Source organism: Ferrovibrio sp. GW821-FHT12E11, from assembly GCF_058806975.1.
Genome location: NZ_JBXAQG010000001.1, coordinates 2,505,485 through 2,526,509, shown reverse-complemented (window position 1 = coordinate 2,526,509; position 21,025 = coordinate 2,505,485). Strand labels below are relative to the sequence as shown.

The following is a 21,025-nucleotide window of genomic DNA, read 5'->3' as shown; positions in this document are numbered from 1 at the left end:
TGACACTCTTCAGCGGCCGACAAAGCGCGCAGCACGGCGTTCGACAAAACTGGCAACCCCTTCTTTAACGTCCGCGCTGGCCATCAGGTTGCGTTGCGTCGGGCTGAAATCGGCCACGGCCGCCGCCGGGCCGTCTTCCACCGCCAGGCGCGCATTGCGCAACGTAGCCGACACCGCGAGCGGCGCCTGGGCGGCGATGCGTTCCGCTACTTTGATCGCTTCGACCAGCTGGCCGCCCGGCTCGGTCACTTCCTGCACGAAGCCCAGACGCAGCACCGTCGCCACATCGAATTCATCGCCGGTCAGCAGATAGCGCATGGCATTGCCCCAGCCGGCACGTTCGACCATGCGGATGGTGGCGCCGCCGGTGGCCATGATACCACGCTTCACTTCCAGCTGGCTGAAACGGCAGTCGCTGGCGGCCACCACCAGATCGGCGGCCAGCATCAGCTCGATGCCGATTGTATAGGTGATGCCCTGAACAGCAGCCACCACCGGCTTGGTGCGGAAGGGCGCGATGTTGTTGCAGGGATCGATCTGGCCCGGTTCGACCAGCAGGTTCTTCTCGCCCATCAGCGGCGCCACCTTGGGCAGATCGAGCCCGGCGGTGAAATGCGGGCCTTCGGCATAGAGCACGGCGACGCGCGCATCGGCATCGCGCTCGAAAGCGGTGTAGGCCGCCGCCAGCTCTTTCAGCATCTTCGGCGTGAAGCCGTTCATCTTGGCCGGCCGGTTCAGGCCGATCAGGAAAATGTCGCCGTCGCGGCGGGTCAGAATCTCGCCATCGGGATCAGCCGGGGCGGGCGCGGCGGGCGGCATACTCGTCTGGGCACTCATGTCTGGGCTTCCTCAGCGCGGTTGTCCCGAGTTTTTCACAGGCGGCAGGATGGGGGCAAGACGGCCGGGCCGGTGCATTCTATACTGCCGCTTCATGGCAGAAGCTGGGCAGTTTCGAGGGGCGGCCGTGCCGGATTTCACGTTTGAGCTGAAGGTTGCCGGTCCCGATGGCGGACTGATCTGCGGCGTCGACGAAGCCGGCCGCGGCCCTTTGGCCGGACCCGTGGTGGCCGCCGCCGTGATCCTGGACCGCCGCCGCCGTCCCAGAGGCCTGGACGATTCCAAGAAGCTGAGCATCGAAAAGCGCGATCTGCTGTTCGAGCGGCTGATGGAGCATGCCCGCGCGGGCCAGGCGCATATCGGCATCGGCGCGGCATCCGTGGCGGAAATCGGCCGGCTGAATATCTTTCACGCCACCATGCTGGCCATGTGCCGCGCTGTCGCGGCTTTGCGCATCGTTCCGCATCACGCCCTGATCGATGGCAATCACTGTCCGAAGCAACTCGTCTGTCCCGCCACCGCGGTGGTGGGCGGCGATGCCCTGAGCGTTTCGATCGCCGCCGCCTCGATCATCGCCAAGGTGACGCGCGACCGCGCCATGGCCAAGCTGCACCGGCGCTATCCGCACTATGGCTGGGACCGCAATATGGGCTACGGCACCCCTGCGCACCAAGCCGGACTGAAAATCGCCGGTGTCACAAAACACCACAGACTAGGTTTTGCGCCTGTAAGGGACCAACTGACTCTAGATTTAGTATTAACCAATTAAACACCTAAAGAATCTAATGACTTGCGGGTCTTTCTTGGGGATGATCCGCACATGGCGCCGACGTTCAACGACCCGACCAGCAAGTCCCGCAACAAGCCGGGGCTGCGCAAGGGCCATCTCAGTCTCGTCGGGGCCAACCCGGATGCCGGCCGCACCGCAACCGTGAGCCGGGCCAAGCCGCTGCTGGCCCGGGCGCCGAAGGCCGAACTGGCCCGGGCCCTGCCGCATCCCGACCTGCCGCTGGACAAGATCCTGCTCGGCGAATGCGTGGCGCAGATGAACGCCCTGCCGGCGGAATCGATCGACTGCATCTTCGCCGACCCGCCCTATAACCTGCAGCTCACCGGCGAGCTGCGCCGGCCGAATGACAGCGTGGTCGATGCCGTCGACGACGACTGGGACAAGTTCGCCTCCTTTGCCGAATACGACAAATTCTCGAAAGCCTGGCTGCAGGCCGCCCAGCGCCTGCTGAAGCCGAACGGCACCATCTGGGTGATCGGCAGCTACCACAACATCTTCCGCCTCGGCGCGCAGCTCCAGGACCTGGGCTTCTGGATGCTCAACGACGTGGTGTGGCGCAAGACCAACCCGATGCCGAATTTCCGCGGCAAGCGTTTCACCAATGCGCATGAGACGATGATCTGGTGCTCGAAGGACCAGAATGCGCGCGGCTATACCTTCAACTACGACGCCATGAAGGCGCTGAACGAAGACCTGCAGATGCGCTCGGACTGGCTGATCCCAATCTGCTCGGGCGGCGAGCGCCTGCGCGGCGAGAATGGCAGCAAGACCCATCCGACGCAGAAGCCGGAAGCGCTGCTGCATCGCGTGCTGGTCGCCTCCACCAAGCCGGGCGACGTGATCCTCGATCCCTTCTTCGGCTCGGGCACCACCGGCGCCGTGGCCAAGCGGCTCGGCCGGCATTTCATTGGTATCGAGCGCGAAACCACCTATGCCAAGGCGGCCGAGCGCCGCATCGCCACGGTGCAGCCGGCGGCCGCCGAAGATGTGGAAGTCACGCGTTCGAAAAAAGACGAGCCGCGCATCCCGTTTGGTTGGGTGGTGGAACGCGGCCTGCTGGAACCCGGCACCGTACTGGTCGATCCTTCGCGGCGGTTTTCCGCCAAGGTCCGCGCCGATGGCAGCCTCGCCACCGGCAATGCCAGCGGTTCGATCCACAAGATGGGCGCTCATGTGATGGGTGCCACTGCGTGCAATGGTTGGGTTTTCTGGCATATGCAGGTCGAAGGCAAACTCGTACCGATTGATGTGCTGCGCCAGAAGCTGCGCGCAGAGCTTGTGTGACTTTCGGCCAACCCTCGTCGTTTTCCACAATAATCGATCCACATTCCGGCCACGGTGCTGGCGAGCCCGCTTGAGCGGGTGATACCGTGCCGCCTGCGCGCTTCAGCTTGCGCGGATGGGGTCTAGGGTGGCGGATCAGGAAACAGTTCACGCTGCTTTGCTGCAGCGGCTGATGGAAGACGACGAGTCCCTGCTGGAAAGCCAGGACCCCGGCGTCGAAGCCATGCTGATCGAGCGGCTGTACCAGAACAGCTGGGCCACGCGCTACACGCCGATCCCGCTGCTGTTCGGCGCCTTCGTCATCTACAAGGACTATCTGAGCTGGTGGCATATCACCGGCCTGACCGCGCTGTATCTCGGCACCACTTTCTACATGGACCGCCTGCGCGATGCCTTCGCCGCCAGTCGCGACTCCTTCAACAACAAGACCGACTGGGGTCTGCGCTTTGCTATCGGCTGCAGCTTCACCGGCCTGACCTGGGGCCTGCTGGCCTGGTTCGCCTATCCGCCGGGCGACTTCGCCTTGCAGGCCGCGCTCTCCGTCGCCTGGTCCGGCCTCGCCACCGCCACGCTGAACACCCGCGCGGTGCATCTGCCGTCCTTCTACGCCTTCATGATCGCCATGTCGGCGCCGTTCTTTGCCCGCGGCTTCCTGTTCGGCGAGCCAAGCACGGTGATCATGGCGTTTTTCGGTGTCATCCTGCTGACTGCGATGTGCTTCTGCGCGCAGATCAACAGCAAGCGTGAGCGCATCAGCATGGCGCTGCGGCTGCGCCATGCCGAACTGATCACCGAACTGGATCGCGCGCGCGCCTCTGTGCAGACCAGCTACAGCGACATGGAAAGCCGGTATCGCTGCATGGCTGCCGATTTCGAGGCGATGCAGCGCCTGACCCGCGAGGGTTTCTGGGCCTGGGAGGCCGAAACCGGTCAAGTGGTCTGGTCGGACGAGACCTACCGGCTGCTGGGGCTGGCACCGCAATCCTGTCCGGCCGCCCTGGCCGCCTGGGTCGACCGCGTGCATCCCGATGACCGCGAGGCGGTGCGCAACCACTACCAGCGCCTGCGCCATGGCACGGCCTCGGCCGAGGTGCGCTTCCGCCTGGCCGGCAGCGAGGCCTGGCTGCAGGCGATCGGCGAAGCGGTGCTGAAGGACGATGGCGAGGTGCAGCGCATCCGCGGCATCCTGCGCAGCGAGCCGGAAGCGGCTGGCGCACAGGCCTGATCGACGCCCCATTCAGTCGACGGCGCAGACCTTGAGCAGGACGGCATCGGGACGGCGCTCGCCGATGCCGATGTGTAGTTTTTGCACCAGCCATTGCAGATCGGGCGCCGCGGTCTCGAAGCGCATCGCCGTACGCATGTAATAGGCCGATGGATCGACGGGTTCGCCGCGTGCCAGTTTCGCCATGACGTCGGCCGGGCCGATGCGCAGGCCGCGGCTCCAGACCTCGACCTGTGCGCCGCTCGCCAGTTTCAGCATGTAGCGCGCATCCAGATCGGCGAGGCCATCGGGGCGCAGCACCTGCCAGTCCGCACCGCCGGCCAGCACAAGGCCGGAAATTTTCCCGCTGACCTTGCCGCCGGTGATCGGCACGCAGCGCTTTTCGCCCGCGGCGTCGCGGCCGATGCTCTGCGGCGTTGCGACATGCACTTCCAGATCGAAAACCGGCGTCAGCATCGCTGTCCCCTCATTTCATGCGCGGCAGGATATCGTCGAGCCGGCGGTGCAGATCTGCGGCCTGCGCCTTGCCGATCTTCTCGGTCAGCGCCGCCTGCGCCTGCTGCCAGACCGGCAACGCCTTCTGGAACAGGCGGCGGCCTTCGGGCGTCAGGCGAATCTCGCGCCGCCGCCGGTCATCGGCGGCAGGCCGCTGGGTGATCAGGCCGCGCTGTTCCATCAGGCGCAGGTTGCGCGTCAGCGTGGTGGCATCGGCATCCAGTTCGGCAGCCAGCGTGCCCACCGCATGACTGCCATCGCGATAGAGAAGCGCCAGCGTGGCGAATTGCGGCATGGTCAGGTCAAGGCCGGCCAGGTGCTGGCCATAAACCTGCAAGCCCCGGCGCGTCGCCGCATGCAGGCGCAGCACGGTGCAGCCCTCCTCCAGCAACTGGCGGAAGGCGGCCTCGGGCGTGTCGCTGCGCTTGCGGCTCATGCCTTTTCAATACCCCTGCCGGCCGCCTCTTGCAAACCGCCGGTCGGGTTATTACCTGTACTTACATTATATGTATATACAGTTTTTAGGAGAAGGCCATGACACAGGTGGTGATTACCGGGATGGGGCTGGTTACGCCGCTGGGGGCCGGGGTGGAGACCAACTGGGCGCGCCTGACCGCCGGGCAGTCCGGTTTGCGTCGCATCACCGCCTTTGAAACCGGCGATCTGCCGGCGAAAGTCGCCGGTATCGTGCCCGATATCGCCGACGATCCGGCGGGCGGCTTCGATCCTGAAACCGCCGCGCCGGCAAAAGACCGTCGCAAGATGGATCGCTTTATCCATTTCGCCCTGGCCGCCGCCCATGAGGCCGTGACGCAATCCGGCTGGAGGCCGGCCGATGACGCGGCGCGCAGCCGCGCCGGCTGCATCATCGCCACCGGCATCGGCGGCTTTCCGGCCATTGCCGAAGCCACGCGGACGGTGGAGCGCGCCGGGCCGCGCAAACTGTCGCCCTTCGTCATCCCCTCCTTCCTCGGCAACCTGGCGGCCGGCCAGGTTTCGATCCGCTTCGGCCTGCAGGGTCCGCTCGGCTGCCCGGTCACGGCCTGTGCGGCCGGAGCCCAGGCGATCGGCGATGCCGCGCGGCTGATCCGTGCCGGCGATGCCGATGTGATGGTCGCCGGCGGCGCGGAAGCCTGCATCGACCGCGTCAGCTTTGCCGGCTTTGCGGCGGCCCGTGCGCTGGCCACGGCCCATAACGATGAACCGGAAAAGGCCTCGCGGCCCTTCGATGCCGATCGCGACGGCTTCGTCATGGGTGAAGGCGCCGGCATCCTGGTGCTGGAAAGCGAAGACCATGCCCGCGCCCGCGGCGCCACCATTCTCGGCCGTGTGCTCGGTTACGGCACTTCGGCCGATGCGCATCACATCACCGCGCCGCCCGATGACGGCGCCGGCGCGCGCCGCGCCATGCAGATCGCTCTGACACAGGCCGGACTGGAGCCTGCGCAGATCGGCTATATCAATGCCCATGCCACGGCGACGCCGGTGGGCGATGCCGCCGAGATCAGCGCGGTGAAGACGGTGTTCGCTGGCGCGCTGAACGGCCTGTCGATGTCCTCGACCAAATCGGCCATCGGCCATCTGCTCGGCGCCGCCGGCGCGGTGGAAGCGATCTATGCCCTGCTGGCGGTGCGTCACGGCCTGCTGCCGCCGACGCGCAACCTGGAGACGGCGGATGCGGCCTTTGCCGGCATTGATCTGGTGCCGCTGAAAGCCAAGGCAAAAGATATTGCCTATGCGATGTCGAATGCCTTCGGTTTCGGCGGCGTCAATGCCGCTCTGGTTGTCGGACGCTGACGACCCAGGTAGAAAATCGCGCCATCGCCATAAAAATTGGCCAAAATCCGCAACAGATACTGTTATTTGCCGGTCATCCCTCTAATCTCGCGGCGCGCCGCCGTTGCGAGGCTGGAGTCATATGTCGGAATCAGAAGTTACGTCTGCAGCTGAATTCAAACGGCTGATCGACGAAACAGACGTTACCCCGAAGCCGGCCGAGCGCGCGCTGGTTGCGTCCGTTATGGCGCAGCGGCTTTTCCGCACCAGCCGCCCGACGCGCTACATGTCTTTCGTGTTCATGGCCGGGATGTTTGCGGCCTTCTGGGACAGCCTGCATGTCTGGGAAATGGCCGCCGCCTTTGCCCTGAATTTTTCCGGCACGCTGTGGTTCGACCATCTGCGGCGCGATTTCGCCGCCCGGCCCAATCCCTTTGCGCAACCCGACCGCTGGACCAGCCGCTTTGCGCTGGCTTCGACAATCACCGGCGCCAGCTGGGGGTTGCTCGGCTGGTTCGCCTATGTGCCGGACGCCTTCGAGACGCAGATTACCCTGGCCTTTGCATTCTGCGGACTGATGACCCTGAGCGTGCTGACCCGCCATACGCATCTGCCGTCCTATTACGCCTTCCTGACCATGACCATCGTGCCGCCCCTGCTGCGTTGCCTGATGGAAGGCAGTGCAGCATCGCTCACCATTGCTTTTTGCGGCGCTGTCTTTGTGCTTTTCACCTCGGTCTGGACCCACAACGCGAATGACAGGGAGCAGCGGGCGGCGATCCTGCAGTTGCGCAATGCAGAACTTCTGAAAGAAGTGGACAAGGCCCGTGCGATGGCGGAAGCCGCCCGCGACGTGGCAGAAGAGAATTACCGCCGCACGCTGGACTCCCTGCAGAACGCCCAGCGCATTGGCAATATCGGCAACTGGGACTGGGACCCGGTCAGCGGCAAGCTGTTCTGGTCCGACCAGTTCTACCGGGTCATCGGACTGTCCCCCGATGCCCTCGCGCCCAGCATCGAGGCTTTCCTGGCACAAATCCATCCGGAAGACCGCGACCGGATGGCGCAAAGCCTGGCCGGCATATATCCCGCTTCTTCGCAAAACACATTCGAGTTCCGTGTCGTGCCGGCGGAAGGCGAAACACGCACCCTTCTCGCCATCATGGAAACGGTTCAGGACGAGTCCGGCAAAGTTGTGAGGATGGCGGGCACCCTGTGCGACGTGACGCAACAGCGCCGATACGAAAACGCGCTGATAACGGCAAAAGCGGAAGCCGAACGCGCCAGCCTGGCGAAGACCAATTTCCTGGGCAACCTGAGCCATGAATTGCGAACCCCGCTGAACGCCGTGATCGGCTTCGCCGAAATGCTGACCCTGCCGCGGACCGGCGGCACCATCACGCACAAGGCAGAGGAATATGCCGGGCTTATTCTGAGGAGCAGCCGCGAGCTGCTGGTGCTGATCGACGATCTGCTGGATATCGCGCAGATCGAATCCGGCCAGCTCGAGCTCAAGTCCGAAACCATCGACATGCCGGCTCTGATTGACGCGGTCGTGTCCGATGCGCAGCCTGCCCTGCAGAAGGCCGGGTGCCGTCTGGAAACACGCGTTACCGGACATCGCATCCAGGGCGATACCCGGCGCATCCATCAGATCGTAGCGACACTGCTTGTCGAAGCCATACGCCTGTCGCCGCCGGGCAACAGCCTGCAGCTCGGCATGGAGCCCGAGGACACCATGCTGCGGCTGACGCTGACCAGCCGGGCCGCACTACCCAACATCACCGAGGACACCAGTCTTCTGCACGGCTTCGAATCCCGCATTGCCTATCATGCCGGGGATCTCGGTCTGCATCTGGCGCTGATGAAGGAGCTGGTGCGCCGCCATCGCGGCAATCTGCGCAGCGAAAGCCTTCCCGATGGCAGCACGTCACTGCATCTGCGCCTGCCCATGGCCGGGCCGGTCTGAAACACAATTGGGCTGAAACAGAATCGCGTTGACAGGTCAGGCCTTGAAATTGACCTTCATGCCGGCTGTCGGCGCCGCGGCATTCTGCAGGTTGGCGATCTCGCGGTTGGCATCGCCGAACATCTTCTGCATCTCGCCGCGATCCTGCGCTTCCAGGAACGGGTTCATGCCGGTGAGCAGCAGGCGCTTCATCACCTTCTTGAGCGCACCGTTGATCTCGGCCGCATCGCTCTTCAGCGTAGCCAGGTCTTCATTGCTGATCGCGCCGGTGCTGACGGCCGGGCCGAGGCCCAGCGAGGCCTTGATCTGCGCGGCGGCCGACTGCGCCGCCGTCAGCGGCTTCTGCGGATCGGTCACCGGCGGGGCATTGAGCGTCAGGGCCTGGGGTTTGGGCGGTTGGACGGACCCTGTGCCGCTGGCCCCGGCGCCGGAAAGCGTGCGGCTGATCTCGCGGGCGGCATCGCGGATATCGCGGGCGACGCTGCGCGCCAGGCGTCCGTCGCCCATGGCGGCGGCCGAACCGGCCGCGAGTTGCAGACCGGCCAGACGCACACGGGCCTGATCGAGCTTGCTGCGCGCCAGACTGGCCGCGAGCGCACCGCTGCTGCCCTTGAGGCTGGTCAGCACCTCATCGAGAGTCTGCCCGGCCTGGCTTTTCGTCTGGCCCGTCCTGGCCACGGCCTGGGTCTGGGCTGTCGCCAGCAGGAATTTCGGGGTGCCGTTACCGGCAATATCGCTGACCATTCTGGCCTCAAGCAAAGGGGTGCCGCCGCCCATTTTGGGTTGCGCGGACAGGGTCCTTATACTCCGGTCTCAGCCGGCAGGGGTTAATTCCGGGCCTAAAAAAGCGATTATGCGCTGATATTCACCGTCATACCGGGAGTGGGGGCCGCCGCCGCCAGCAGGCCACCAACCTCGCGATCAGCTTCCCGGAACATTTTTTCCATTTCGCTGCGCTCTTTGGGATCGAGCGTATGGAAGCCGGTCTCGCGCAGTTTGCGCATGATTTTCTTCAGCTCCTTGACCAGCCCCGCAGCCTCGCGTTTCAGGCTGGCAAGATCGTCGTCGCCGGCAGCAGGCCGGGCCTCGCCGGCCGGCGCGACGCTGGCGGCCGGCTTCGGCGCATCAGCGGGAGCCCCGGCCCCTGTGGGGGCAAGCGCCGCGGTGCCGGAGGCCGCCGGCATGGCCGCGGCCGTAGTACCGCCCGCCTCGCCGGCGGCCGCCAGCGCGCGGCTGAGTTCGCGGCAGGCATCGCGGATATCCCGCGCCACCTTGCGGGCCAGACGCGCATCGCCGGTGGCGGCGGCCGAGCCGGCAGCCAGCTTCAGCGCTTCCAGTTTGGCTTTCAGCTGTTCGAGCTTGCGGCGCGCGGCTTCCTTGGCGCCCTTGCTCTTGCTGTTTTTCAGATCGTCGATAATCCGGTCGAGCGTCCGCTCGGCGTCGGTTTTCTGGCGCGGGGCATTCAGACTTGCCAGCGCATCGCGCGCAGCCGCCAGGGCGGTGGGAGGGGGCGCAAGCGCCCCGGCAATATCGGCGACCATTCTGGCCTCCTGTTGCAGGTTGTCGGCGGCACGAGGCTTCTGCCTGCGCCGCGCTTTCATCTTAGCCCCGCATCCTTAACGCGCCATAAAAAAAGACGGCGTGTTCGGGGGAACACGCCGCTGAGTCTGGGGGGAAGGAAAATGAGGAATAACGCGGTAGTCAGGCCGGCCGGGGCTCTGCAAACCTGGCCGGACGGAAAATCAGTTCATAACCTTCCAGCTGCCATCGGGCTGGCGGCAGGCGGTGCCGAAGCCCTGCTGCTGCTCGCCACCGACGGTGATGGTCTGCTGGAATTCGCGGCAGTATTCACCGCTCTTGGCCTGGTAGGCCGGCTGCGGCACCACGGTGCCGGCATTGCCGCTGTCAGGGTTGCGCCAGGACACCTGGGTGCCCGACGGCGTGGTCTCAAAAGCGCGCTGGTTGGCGCGTTCCATATAGCCGCGGTCGGCCTTGTCGAGCGATTTGCCGACTTCCGAGCCGAGCAGCGCGCCGATCAGCGTACCGGCGGCGACGCCGACCAGCTGGCCGGTGCCCTTGCCGAACTGGGCGCCGGCAACGGCGCCGCCGACGCCGCCGAGCACGGTGCCGACATTCTGTTTGGGGCCGCTGTCATTGGCGCAGGCGGCCAGCATGCCGACGATACCGACAGCAGCAACCACCGACACGAAGCGGCGAGACCGGCTATGATAAGGCGGGCGGAGAGAAATGGCGTTCATGGATCGTGGACCCCTAGGACATGCCCCGATAAGGCCTTTTAGGGCCGGGCACGGGAGAAAATCTGGCCGGGGATTGCGGCGGGATTGCGGCAGGGTTTAGGTATCATTGCGTCAGACTGTTACAGTCGGTGACAGCCGGCCATCGCCAGAGGATTGCAACCGATTATGAATGCCACCGCAGACCCTTTTGCGCAATTCGCCGCCTGGCTGGCCGAGGCCACCAAGAGCGAGCCGAACGACCCCAACGCCATGGCCCTGGCGACCGCCGATACCGACGGCCTGCCCAATGTGCGCATGGTGCTGCTGAAAGACCATGACGCGCAGGGTTTCGTCTTCTACACCAATTTCGAAAGCCAGAAGGGCACCGAGCTGCTGGCCAACAAACAGGCCGCCGCCGTGTTTCACTGGAAGAGCCTGCGCCGCCAGGTGCGCATCCGCGGCAGCGTGAGCGTGGTGAGCGATGCCGAGGCCGATGCCTATTTCGCCTCGCGCGCCCGCGACAGCCGCATCGGCGCCTGGGCCTCGCAGCAGTCGCGCCCCCTGGAAGGCCGCTTCGCGCTGGAGGCCGCAGTGGCAAAATATGCCGCCAAGCATGCCATCGGCGAGGTGCCGCGTCCGCCGCACTGGTCAGGCTTCCGCATTGCGCCGGTCTATATCGAATTCTGGACCGACAAGCCGTTCCGCCTGCATGACCGCCTGGTTTTCCGGCGCAGCAGCGTGGCGGCGCCATGGACCACCGAGCAGCTCTATCCGTGACGATCGTCGCGCAAACCCGCGTCGACCGCGCCACCACGGCGCGGCTGATGCGGCGCGCCACCTATGCCTCCGTGCTGGTGGTGACTCTCCTGGTGGCAGCGAAGCTGGCGGCCTGGCTGCAGACGGAATCGGTGGCGCTGCTGGCCTCGCTGGTCGACAGCCTGCTCGATGGCGTCGCCTCGCTGATCAACCTGTTCGCGGTACGTCATGCGCTGACACCGGCCGATGACGAACACCGCTTCGGCCATGGCAAGGCGGAAGCGCTCGCCGGCCTCGGCCAGGGCGCCCTGGTGGCCGGATCGGCGCTGTATCTGTTCATTGCCGGCATCGAGCATCTCGTTACGCCGCAGCCGATCGGCCAGAGCCCGGCCGGCATCGCTGTCATGCTGCTGTCGATTGTGCTGACCGGCGGGCTGATCCTGTATCAGCGCCGTATCGTGAAACAGACCGGCTCGCTGGCGATTGCCGCCGACCGGCTGCATTATGTCGGCGATCTCGCCACCAATCTGACCGTGATCCTGGCGCTGCTGCTGGCCAGCCGGCCGGGTTTTGTCTGGGTCGATGCGGTCGGCGCCCTGATCGTTGCCGTCATCATCGTCAAGAGTGCCATCGACATCGTGCGCGGCGCGCTCGACAACCTGATGGACCGCGAGATGCCGGATGCCGACCGCGACCGCATCCTGGCCGTGGTGCGTGCCCATCCGCAGACCCGTGCCGCCCATGACCTGCGCACGCGGCTGGCCGGCAACCAGGCCTTTATCCAGTTCCATCTGGAACTCGATCCCGACATCACCCTGCGCGCCGCGCACCGGATCTCCGACGAGATCGAGGCGCAGCTGCTGCAGATCTTCCCTAGCGCCGAAGTGATCATCCACCAGGATCCCGCCGGCTATGACGAACCGGTTGCCCCGCATGTTCCACGCTAAAGCCAGCCTCATCGCAACCGCCAGCCTGCTGGTCCTGCTCGCCACGCCGGCCCATGCGGCCGCCGTCGACGGCCGGAGCCTGACCGTCCTCTGGGTGCTGCCCTTTGCCGGCATACTGCTGTCCATCGCGCTGATGCCGCTGTTCACGCCGAATGTCTGGCATCATCATTTCGGCAAGGTCGCGGCCTTCTGGAGTCTCTGCGTCATCCTGCCCTTCGCGCTGCAGATCGGCACACTGCCAACCGCCCATATGCTGCTGGACGTGGCGCTGCACGAATACATCCCCTTCATCGTTCTGCTGTTCGCACTCTTCACCGTGGCCGGCGGCGTGCGCATCACCGGCAACCTGCATGGTTCGCCCAGCCTGAACACCGCCCTGCTGCTGGTCGGCACGGTACTGGCCAGCTGGATGGGCACCACCGGCGCCTCCATGCTGATGATCCGCCCGCTGATCCGTGCCAATGACGACCGCCGGCACAATGTGCATGTGGTCGTGTTCTTCATCTTCCTGGTCAGCAATGTGGGCGGCGCGCTGACACCGCTGGGCGATCCGCCGCTGTTCCTCGGCTTCCTCAAGGGCGTCGATTTCTTCTGGACGACGAAGGCCCTGTTCATGCCGACGATGTTCGTCACCGTATTGCTGCTCGCCGTCTTCTACGCCATCGATAGCCACTATTACCGCAAGGAAGGCATCGTCGCGCCCGATCCGACGCCGGACAGCGCCATCGGCCTGGAGGGCGGCATCAACCTGATCCTGCTCGGCGCCATCATCCTGGTTGTCCTGATGTCCGGCACCTGGACTCCCGGTGTGGAGATCAGCGTCTTCGGCGTTGGCGTGGCCCTGCAGAATCTGGTGCGCGACATCCTGCTGGTCGTCATCTCGCTGCTGTCACTGAAGCTGACGGATACACAGACCCGCAGCGACAACGGCTTCACCTGGGGGCCCATCATCGAAGTGGCCAAGCTGTTTGCCGGCATCTTCATCACCATCATCCCGGCCATCGCCATCCTGCGCGCCGGTCTCGACGGCGCGCTAGGGCCCTTGGTCAGCCTTGCCTCCCATGCCGATGGCACGCCGAACAATGCGATGTATTTCTGGCTCGCCGGCGGCCTCTCCAGCTTCCTCGACAATGCGCCGACCTATCTGGTGTTTTTCAACATGGCCGGGGGCGATGCCACGCAGCTGATGGGGCCGCTGGGCACGACGCTGCTGGCGATCTCGGCCGGCGCGGTGTTCATGGGCGCCAACAGCTATATCGGCAACGCCCCCAATTTCATGGTCAAGGCCATCGCCGAGGAGATGAAGGTCAGTATGCCCAGCTTCTTCGGCTATATGGCCTGGAGCTGCGCCATCCTGCTGCCCTGCTTTGCCATCGTGACGCTGATCTGGTTCCGCTGATGCGGGGTCACAGGACTTTCATTGTCGATAAAGCCGAGTCGCGGTAGACTGTGACCGATTCGGGCGGCAGTCCGGCCGCCTGATCACGGGTGTTTGTTCAGGAGGACAGAGCCATCGCAACCAGCACGACGCGCAAAAGCGCTGCCGCGACCAAAGGGGCCAAGCCCAGGGCCGCCACCAAGTCCAGCACAACGACGTCCAAGGGCACCGCCGCCGCCAAGAAGCCAGCGGCTGCCAGCAAGACCAAGACCGCGCCTGCGACCAAAACCACATCGGCGACCAAGAAGACCGCGCCGGTTCGCAAGACCGCGATGACCAAGGTCACCGAAGCCGCCGCCAAGGCCGCCGCGAAATCCGCGGCGCCAAAGCCGAAATCCGCGAAAAAGGCCCCGGCGACATCCGGCGCAAAGCCGGCGCCCGGCAAGGCCGCCGCCCCGAAAAAAAGCAGCATTCCGCCTGCCGTGCTGAAGCTGCACCAGGCGATCCTGAAATCCCTGGATGACGACAAGGCCGAGGAGATCGTCTCGATCGACCTGACCGGCAAATCCTCGATTGCGGATTTCATGGTGGTCGCCTCCGGCCGCTCCTCCCGCCAGGTCGGCGCCATCGCCGAGCATCTGGTCGAACGCATCAGCCGGGAAACCGGCCGCAAGGTGCGGGCCGAAGGCAAGGCCGTGGGCGACTGGGTGCTGATCGATACCGGCGACATCGTCGTGCATATCTTCCGGCCCGAGGTGCGCAGCTTCTACAATCTGGAAAAGATGTGGGGCGGCGCCACCATCCCCGAGCCGGCGGCAGCCTGACGATTCCACGATGAAGATCACCGTGGCCTGCGTCGGCAAGGCGGGCCGCGCCAAGCATGATGCGGCCCAGACCCTGCTGGAAGGCTATCGCGAGCGCCTGCCCTGGCCGGTCACCATCCGCGAGGTGGAAGACCGCAAACAGGGCGGCAGCGCGCCCGAGCGCAAGGCCCGCGAAGCCGCCCTGCTGCTGGCCGCCCTGCCCAAAGGCGCCGTGATCGTGGCCCTGGACGAGCGCGGCAAAAGCCTGACCAGCCGCCATTTCGCCGATATCCTGGCCCAGTGGCGCGACCACGGCGAACAGGAGGTGGCTTTCCTGATCGGCGGCGCCGACGGCCTGGACCCCGCCTTGGTATCCAGGGCGCGGCTGACCCTGTCGCTTTCGGCCATGACTTGGCCGCATTTGCTGGCCAGGGTGATGCTGCTGGAACAGCTCTATCGCGCCTGGAGCCTGCAAACCGGCCATCCTTACCACCGTGATTAAGGAAAGGCCGGCGTGACGGGCGGGCCGGTCTGCGCTATGTAGAACGCAAGCCCCTTACTCAGAAGAATCGCCGATTTTCGCCATGAGCAATACCGCCGAAGCCCGCAAACCCGTCGTCCTCTGCATCCTGGACGGCTGGGGCCTGCGCGATGATCCGGCCGACAACGCTCTGGCCCAGGCCAGCCTGCCCAATTACCGCCGCCTGCTGGAGACCCGCCCCTTTGCCAAGGTGGGCACCTCGGGCCGCGATGTCGGGCTGCCCGACGGCCAGATGGGCAATTCCGAAGTGGGCCACATGAATATCGGCGCCGGGCGCATCGCCGTGCCGGATCTCGGCCGCCTCGACAATGCCGTGGCGGACGGATCGCTGAAAGACAATCCCGCCCTCACCGGTCTGATCGCCAAGCTGAAAGCCAGCAAGGGCGCCCTGCATCTGCTCGGCCTGCTGTCGGATGGCGGTGTGCATTCGCATCAGGACCATATGGCGGCCGTGGCGAAGATTTTCGCCCAGGCCGGCGTGCCCGTGAACATCCATATGTTCGCCGATGGCCGCGACACGGCGCCGAAAAGCGCCCTGGGGTTCCTGCAGACCTTCCGCCAGCAGATCGCCGGCGTCGCGAGCATCTCGTTTGCCACCGTGAGCGGACGCTTCTTCGCCATGGACCGCGACAAGCGCTGGGAGCGTGTCAGCCAGGCCGTCGATGCCATTGTCGATGCAAAGGGCAAGGCGGCGGCCAGCGCCGAAGCCGCCGTCGAGCAGGGTTATGCCGCCGACGAGAATGACGAATTCATCAGCCCCACCGTGCTCGCCGGCTATGCCGGGATGAAAGACGGCGATGGCGTGCTGATGGCGAATTTCCGCGCCGATCGCGCGCGCGAAATTCTCACAGCCTTGCTCGATCCGCATTTCGACGGATTCACGCGCAGCCGCGTGGTGAAAACCGCCGGCGCCGTTGGCCTGACCGAATATTCCACGGCGCTGAACGCATTTCTCGCCACGGCCTATGCGCCGATGCGCTATCCCAACGTGCTGGGAGAAATCCTGGCGAATGCCGGCAAGACCCAGCTGCGCATCGCCGAGACCGAGAAATACGCCCATGTCACCTTCTTCATGAATGGCGGCGAAGAACAGCCGTTCAAGGGCGAGGACCGCATCCTGGTGCCGTCGCCGAAGGTGAAGACTTACGACCTGCAGCCGGAGATGTCGGCGCCGGAACTGACCGACAAGCTGACCGCCGCCATCACCTCGGGCCAGTACGATCTGGTCATCGTCAACTATGCCAATCCCGACATGGTCGGCCATACCGGTTCAATGCCGGCGGCGATCAAGGCGGCGGAAACCGTCGACACCTGCGTCGGCCGCGTCGAAGCAGCAGTGAAGCAGATGGATGGCGTGCTGCTGATCACCGCCGATCACGGCAACCTGGAACAGATGATGGATCGCAACAGCGGCCAGCAGCATACGCAGCACACCACCAATCCGGTGCCGCTGCTGCTCACCGGCGGCGCGCGCACCGATGCTTACGCGCTCTCGGACGGTCGCCTGTGCGACATCGCGCCGACGCTGCTGCATTTCCTCGGCCTGCCGCAGCCCAAAGAGATGACCGGCCGCATCCTCGCCACGCCGACCACGACCGCAACCAGCCAGAACCCTGCCCGCCGCCTTGCGTAAGCTGCTCCTGTCCCTCGTCGGCCTGGCGCTGCTGGCGCCGGCGGACGGCTTTGCGCAAGCCGCACCGCAGCAGCAGCTGCAGGATGTGCAGAAGCGCCTGCAGGAAAGCCGCGAACGCGAGCGCGAACTGGGCCAGGAAGCCGCCAAGCTGGCCCAGAAGCAGCGCGATCTGCAAAGAAAGCTCGTCACCGCCGCCCGCAAGCTGCAGACCCAGGAGGACCTGGTGTCGCAGAGCGAGGAAAAACTCGCCCGGCTGCTGTCCGACGAGGAAGCCGCCCGGGCCTCGCTGGAGCTTCGCCGCGGCGAATTGGCGCAAACGCTGGCCAGCCTGGCCCATCTGAGCCGTCAGCCGCCCGAGGCCATGGTGCTGGCGCCGGGCTCGGCGCTCGACATGGTGCGGGCCAGCCAGCTGATGGCCGCCCTGGTGCCGGAGATCGAAAGCCGGGCCACCGGCCTGAAGGACGAACTGACCCGCCTGGCCCGGCTGCGGCAGGGTGTTTCCAGCGAGCAGGAGCGCCTGGGCAAGGCCATCGCCCAGCTGGACCATGAGCGCCGGGACCTGGAATTCCTGCAGGCCGAAACCCATGCCGCAGCCGCACAAACGGCGGAAGAGCGCGATTCCGAGCGTGAAAAGGCCGGCCAGCTGGCCGCCCAGGCCAAGGACCTGCGGGCGCTGGTCGACCGCCTGCTGGAACAGGAGCGCCGCGACGCCGAACGGCGCGCCGCCGAGGCCCGGGCCAGGGCCCTGCCGGCACCCAAGGGCGGCGAGCGCGACCCGCCGGAAGCCTATGCCGCTTTAGAAGGCAGCGCCGCCCTGCCGGCCCGCGGGCGGATCGTCGGCCGCTTCGGGCAGGCCGACGAAAACGGCGCACCGCTGCGCGGATTACGCATCGAAGCCCGCCCCGGCGCCCAGGTGATCGCGCCGACTGACGGTAAAGTGATGTTCGCCGGTCCGTTCCGCGGCTACGGGCAACTCTTGATTATCGCCCATGGCGGCGGATACCATAGCTTATTGGCGGGATTTGGACGGATCGACCGGGCGGTCGGTCAATGGGTTCTCGCCGGAGAACCGGTTGGCCTGCTGAGCAACTCCCCAGGCGAAAAACCTGTCCTATATCTCGAACTGAGGCGCAAGGGTGAAACGGTCAATCCGTTACCCTGGCTGGCCTCGGGCGACAGAAAGGTTAGCGGCTGATGCGCAATTTCCTCCTCGGTGGCGTCTGTGCCTTCGCATTGATGGGTTCTGTCGCGCTGTTCGCAGCCCCCAGCAAGGTCGGCAACCTGCAATCCAACGAAACCTACCGGCAGCTCAATCTGTTCGGCGAGATTTTCGAGCGGGTGCGCAACGACTACTACAAGGAAACCAAGGACGAGGAGCTGATGGAGCACGCCATCAACGGCATGCTCACCTCGCTCGACCCCTATTCGGTCTACATGCCGCCGCGCAGCTTCCAGGAAGCGCGCGTGCAGACCCGCGGCGAGTTCGGCGGTCTGGGCATCGAAGTGACGCAGGAAAGCGGCCTCATCAAGGTGGTGTCGCCGATCGACGAAACGCCGGCGCAGAAGGCCGGCGTGCTGCCGGGCGACCTCATCACCCATCTGGACGGCGATCCGGTGATGGGCAAGTCGCTGCAGGAATCGATCGAGAAGATGCGCGGCAATGCCGGCACCAATATCGTGCTGACCGTGCGGCGCGGCGCCGCCGATGCGGCCAAGACCTTCGACATCAAGATCACCCGCGCCGTCATCAAGACCCGCGTGGTGCGGTCGCGCCGCGAGGGCGAGTTCGCCTACCTGCGCATCTCGTCCTTCAACGAACACACCACCCAGGACCTGACCGCCGCCATCGACAAGCTGAAGAGCGAGATGGGGCCGGAGCTGAAGGGCTATATCGTCGACCTGCGCGACAATCCGGGCGGTCTGCTGGATCAGGCGATTTCGGTATCCGATGCCTTCCTGAACCAGGGCGAGATCGTTTCGACCCGCGCGCTGCGCGCCGCGGCCGATGAAGGCCAGCGCTACAACGCCAAGCGCGGCGACGTCGCCGATGGCAAGCCGATGGCCGTGCTGATCAATGGCGGCTCGGCCTCCGCGTCCGAGATCGTCGCCGGCGCCCTGCAGGACCATCATCGCGCCGTGCTGGTGGGCAACACCACCTTTGGCAAGGGCCTGGTGCAGACCATGATTCCGCTGGGTGAATTCGGCGGCATGAAGCTGACCACCGCAGGCTACTTCACCCCCTCGGGCCGCTCGATCGACAAGGTCGGCATCAGCGCCGATGTGGAAGCCTGGAACGAGCGCGACCGCCAGATCGCCGCGGCGCTGAAAGAGCGCCGGCAGATGACCGGCACGCGCGAGACCGAGGAAGACAAGCCGCAGAACCAGAGCACGCCGGTGCCGACACCGCAGGCCGTGCCGACGCCGGGCCAGGACGGCCCTGACCTGGTGCTGCAGTCCGCCATCGAAGTGCTGCGCGCACCGCCGAAGCCGTCTGCCCGCAAGTGACCTTGCGGCACGGATCAGCAGAAGGCTGAGACACCGCAATGGCCAAACTGCACGCCGATCCTGACGACCGCGCGATGGGCGATGCGCCGCCGCAGAAAGCCGGCCTGTTCGGCCGGCTGTTCGGCCGCAAGAAAACCGCAGCCGTCGAACCGGTGATGGCGGTTGCCGATCATGACGACGCCGACCTGATCCAGACCATCACCGGCGATGACGATGTTCATCCTGTCGAGCCGCCGCGTCGCCGCGGCTTCAAGCACAAGATCACCACGCTGTTCCGCATCATCGGCCTGATCCTGTGGCCGCCCTTCCTGCGTGGCGACTTCGGCACGGTGAACCGTCGCCTGCTGCTCACCGCCTGGACGCTGGTGCTGTTTGCGCTCGCCGCCGCCGGTGGCTGGCTGGTCACCACCAGCGAGAAACTGGCCTTCCTGCCCGGCTCGGAAGTGACCATCGGCGTCGCCCGCCTGGCCCTGCCGCCCGAAGCCCGGCTGGCGCCCGACCAGAAGAGCAGCGCCGCCGCACCGCCGCCGGCCGTCGGCCGCCTGGCCAGCGGCCTGCTGGTGGCGCCCGATCCGGCGCTGACCGAGATGACGCCGCGCGGCCCGATCCCCAAGATCGGCGCCGATGGCCGCCAGCCCTGGAATGCCTATGCGCGGCCCTACGACGAGCCGCCGAACCGGCCGCGGCTGGCCATCGTGCTGCACGAGATGGGCCTGAACGTGCAACTGACGGCGCTGGCCGCCGAACGCTTGCCGCCGGCGATCAGCTTTGCCTTCAATCCTTATGCGCCCGATCTCGCCGCCCAGGTGGAGAAGGCGCGCAACAGCGGCCATGAAGTGCTGATCGGCCTGCCGATGGAACCGTTCGACTATCCGAGCAGCGACCCCGGCCCCTACACGCTGCTGACCTCGCTCAGCGACCAGGAAAATATCCGCCGCCTCGACTGGGTGCTGGCGCGCGTGCCGGGCTATATCGGCTTCACCAATCTGATGGGCGGCAAATATACCTCTTCGCCCGAGCATATGCGCACCATCGCCGCCCGCCTCAAGGATCGCGGCCTGATGTTCGTCGACACCCGGGTGGCGCCGCGCAGCGTGGCGGCGCGCGTGGTGCGCGAAGGCGGCGGCGTCTATGCCTTCGTCAACCGCCAGATCGACATGCAGCCGACCGCCCCGCTGATCGATGCGCGCCTGGAAGAACTGGAGCGCACCGCACGCGCCAGCGGCGTCGCCATTGGCGCCGCCATGCCCTATCCGGTCAGCCTCGACCGCCTGCTCGCCTGGACGGACAAGCTCGACGCCAAGGGCATCGCGCTCGCCCCCGTCTCCGCCATCGCCAATCGTCAAACCCCCGAGTGAGTCGTCCATGAGTATCGATGCGCGTCCCTACCGCGACGGCGTGGGCATTGCCCTGCTGAATGCGCAGGATTTGGTCTTCGTCGGCCAGCGGATCGACCAGACCGCCGAAGCCTGGCAGATGCCGCAGGGCGGCATCGATGCGGGCGAAGAGCCGCTGCCGGCAGCCTTGCGCGAAATGGAAGAAGAGATCGGCGTGCCGGCGCATCTGGCCGAGGTGATCGCCGAAAGCCGCGGCTGGCTCTCCTACGACCTGCCGCCGGAGCTGGTCGACAAGGTATGGAAGGGCAAATATCGCGGCCAGCGGCAGAAATGGTATCTGGCGCGCTTCAAGGGCCGCGACAGCGACATCAACATCCAGACCGCGCATCCCGAATTCAACCAGTGGCGCTGGCAGCCATTCCGCCAGCTGCCCGACCTGATCGTGCCGTTCAAGCGACCGATCTACGAACAGATCGTCGCCGAATTCGCCGACCGGGTCCGCACCTGACCTG

At 65.7% G+C, this 21,025-nt stretch carries 21 protein-coding genes; 15 read left to right on the top strand and 6 right to left on the bottom strand.

Annotated elements, in window-relative coordinates; translation table 11 throughout:
* Nucleotides 1-9: 9 nt before the first annotated feature.
* Entirely contained in the window at nt 10-837 is an 828-nt protein-coding gene (locus AC1ROT_RS12680; protein ID WP_492999400.1) for a crotonase/enoyl-CoA hydratase family protein, read from the bottom strand.
* 127 nt (nt 838-964) lie between these two features.
* Between AC1ROT_RS12680 and rnhB the strand changes: the two genes are divergently transcribed.
* The 3 genes from rnhB (at nt 965) to AC1ROT_RS12665 (ending at nt 4,136) form a co-directional block, all read left to right on the top strand.
* Nucleotides 965-1,606: a ribonuclease HII gene (gene rnhB / locus AC1ROT_RS12675; protein ID WP_492999398.1), complete on the top strand. Its 642-nt coding sequence runs from the start codon at nt 965-967 to the stop codon at nt 1,604-1,606.
* 276 nt (nt 1,607-1,882) lie between these two features.
* The gene (locus tag AC1ROT_RS12670) at nt 1,883-2,911 is read left to right on the top strand and encodes a site-specific DNA-methyltransferase (protein WP_493001159.1); all 1,029 of its coding nucleotides are present in this window, start codon (nt 1,883-1,885) and stop codon (nt 2,909-2,911) included.
* Nucleotides 2,912-3,083: 172 nt separating this feature from the next.
* A complete protein-coding gene (locus AC1ROT_RS12665) occupies nt 3,084-4,136 on the top strand; it encodes a PAS domain-containing protein (protein WP_492999397.1) in 1,053 nt (350 codons plus the stop codon).
* Between the two features lie 12 nt (nt 4,137-4,148).
* Here AC1ROT_RS12665 and AC1ROT_RS12660 read toward each other — a convergent pair whose 3' ends face one another.
* A complete protein-coding gene (locus AC1ROT_RS12660; RefSeq protein WP_492999395.1) occupies nt 4,149-4,592 on the bottom strand; it encodes a DUF3237 domain-containing protein in 444 nt (147 codons plus the stop codon).
* A 10-nt stretch (nt 4,593-4,602) separates the two neighbouring features.
* Nucleotides 4,603-5,067: a MarR family winged helix-turn-helix transcriptional regulator gene (locus tag AC1ROT_RS12655; RefSeq protein WP_492999394.1), complete on the bottom strand. Its 465-nt coding sequence runs from the start codon at nt 5,065-5,067 to the stop codon at nt 4,603-4,605.
* A 98-nt stretch (nt 5,068-5,165) separates the two neighbouring features.
* Between AC1ROT_RS12655 and fabF the strand changes: the two genes are divergently transcribed.
* The gene (gene fabF / locus AC1ROT_RS12650; RefSeq protein WP_492973421.1) at nt 5,166-6,428 is read left to right on the top strand and encodes a beta-ketoacyl-ACP synthase II; all 1,263 of its coding nucleotides are present in this window, start codon (nt 5,166-5,168) and stop codon (nt 6,426-6,428) included.
* A 121-nt stretch (nt 6,429-6,549) separates the two neighbouring features.
* Nucleotides 6,550-8,376, top strand: coding sequence for a PAS domain-containing sensor histidine kinase (locus AC1ROT_RS12645; RefSeq protein WP_492999393.1), 1,827 nt, complete (start codon nt 6,550-6,552; stop codon nt 8,374-8,376).
* A 36-nt stretch (nt 8,377-8,412) separates the two neighbouring features.
* Here AC1ROT_RS12645 and AC1ROT_RS12640 read toward each other — a convergent pair whose 3' ends face one another.
* The 3 genes from AC1ROT_RS12640 to AC1ROT_RS12630 all read right to left on the bottom strand — a co-directional run bounded on the left by AC1ROT_RS12640 (nt 8,413) and on the right by AC1ROT_RS12630 (nt 10,634).
* The gene (locus tag AC1ROT_RS12640) at nt 8,413-9,120 is read right to left on the bottom strand and encodes a hypothetical protein (protein WP_492999391.1); all 708 of its coding nucleotides are present in this window, start codon (nt 9,118-9,120) and stop codon (nt 8,413-8,415) included.
* Nucleotides 9,121-9,227: 107 nt separating this feature from the next.
* Nucleotides 9,228-9,917, bottom strand: coding sequence for a DUF4175 family protein (locus tag AC1ROT_RS12635; RefSeq protein ID WP_492999390.1), 690 nt, complete (start codon nt 9,915-9,917; stop codon nt 9,228-9,230).
* 201 nt (nt 9,918-10,118) lie between these two features.
* Nucleotides 10,119-10,634 (bottom strand): RT0821/Lpp0805 family surface protein, encoded by a 516-nt coding sequence (locus AC1ROT_RS12630; protein WP_492973425.1) that lies wholly within the window; start codon nt 10,632-10,634, stop codon nt 10,119-10,121.
* A gap of 165 nt (nt 10,635-10,799) precedes the next feature.
* Here AC1ROT_RS12630 and pdxH point away from each other — a divergent pair, with 165 nt between their 5' ends.
* The 10 genes from pdxH to AC1ROT_RS12580 all read left to right on the top strand — a co-directional run bounded on the left by pdxH (nt 10,800) and on the right by AC1ROT_RS12580 (nt 21,021).
* Nucleotides 10,800-11,390 (top strand): pyridoxamine 5'-phosphate oxidase, encoded by a 591-nt coding sequence (gene pdxH / locus AC1ROT_RS12625; RefSeq protein WP_492999388.1) that lies wholly within the window; start codon nt 10,800-10,802, stop codon nt 11,388-11,390.
* On the top strand, nt 11,387-12,316 hold the full coding sequence (locus AC1ROT_RS12620; protein ID WP_492999386.1) for a cation diffusion facilitator family transporter: 930 nt from the start codon (nt 11,387-11,389) through the stop codon (nt 12,314-12,316). The genes pdxH and AC1ROT_RS12620 overlap by 4 nt, the downstream gene beginning before the upstream one ends.
* Complete coding sequence (locus AC1ROT_RS12615; RefSeq protein ID WP_492999384.1) at nt 12,303-13,715, top strand: sodium:proton antiporter; 1,413 nt, start codon at nt 12,303-12,305, stop codon at nt 13,713-13,715. The genes AC1ROT_RS12620 and AC1ROT_RS12615 overlap by 14 nt, the downstream gene beginning before the upstream one ends.
* A gap of 89 nt (nt 13,716-13,804) precedes the next feature.
* Nucleotides 13,805-14,518, top strand: coding sequence for a ribosome silencing factor (gene rsfS / locus AC1ROT_RS12610; RefSeq protein WP_492999382.1), 714 nt, complete (start codon nt 13,805-13,807; stop codon nt 14,516-14,518).
* Nucleotides 14,519-14,528: 10 nt separating this feature from the next.
* Nucleotides 14,529-14,999: a 23S rRNA (pseudouridine(1915)-N(3))-methyltransferase RlmH gene (locus AC1ROT_RS12605; RefSeq protein ID WP_492973430.1), complete on the top strand. Its 471-nt coding sequence runs from the start codon at nt 14,529-14,531 to the stop codon at nt 14,997-14,999.
* A gap of 82 nt (nt 15,000-15,081) precedes the next feature.
* The gene (gene gpmI, locus AC1ROT_RS12600; protein WP_492999381.1) at nt 15,082-16,671 is read left to right on the top strand and encodes a 2,3-bisphosphoglycerate-independent phosphoglycerate mutase; all 1,590 of its coding nucleotides are present in this window, start codon (nt 15,082-15,084) and stop codon (nt 16,669-16,671) included.
* Nucleotides 16,664-17,866, top strand: a complete 1,203-nt coding sequence (locus AC1ROT_RS12595) for a murein hydrolase activator EnvC family protein (protein WP_492999378.1) — start codon at nt 16,664-16,666, stop codon at nt 17,864-17,866. The genes gpmI and AC1ROT_RS12595 overlap by 8 nt, the downstream gene beginning before the upstream one ends.
* Nucleotides 17,866-19,176 (top strand): S41 family peptidase, encoded by a 1,311-nt coding sequence (locus tag AC1ROT_RS12590; protein ID WP_492973433.1) that lies wholly within the window; start codon nt 17,866-17,868, stop codon nt 19,174-19,176. Before AC1ROT_RS12595 ends, AC1ROT_RS12590 begins: the two co-directional genes overlap by 1 nt.
* Before the next feature lie 38 nt (nt 19,177-19,214).
* Nucleotides 19,215-20,534 (top strand): divergent polysaccharide deacetylase family protein, encoded by a 1,320-nt coding sequence (locus tag AC1ROT_RS12585; protein ID WP_492999375.1) that lies wholly within the window; start codon nt 19,215-19,217, stop codon nt 20,532-20,534.
* Nucleotides 20,535-20,541: 7 nt separating this feature from the next.
* Complete coding sequence (locus tag AC1ROT_RS12580; protein ID WP_492973435.1) at nt 20,542-21,021, top strand: RNA pyrophosphohydrolase; 480 nt, start codon at nt 20,542-20,544, stop codon at nt 21,019-21,021.
* Nucleotides 21,022-21,025: the final 4 nt, after the last annotated feature.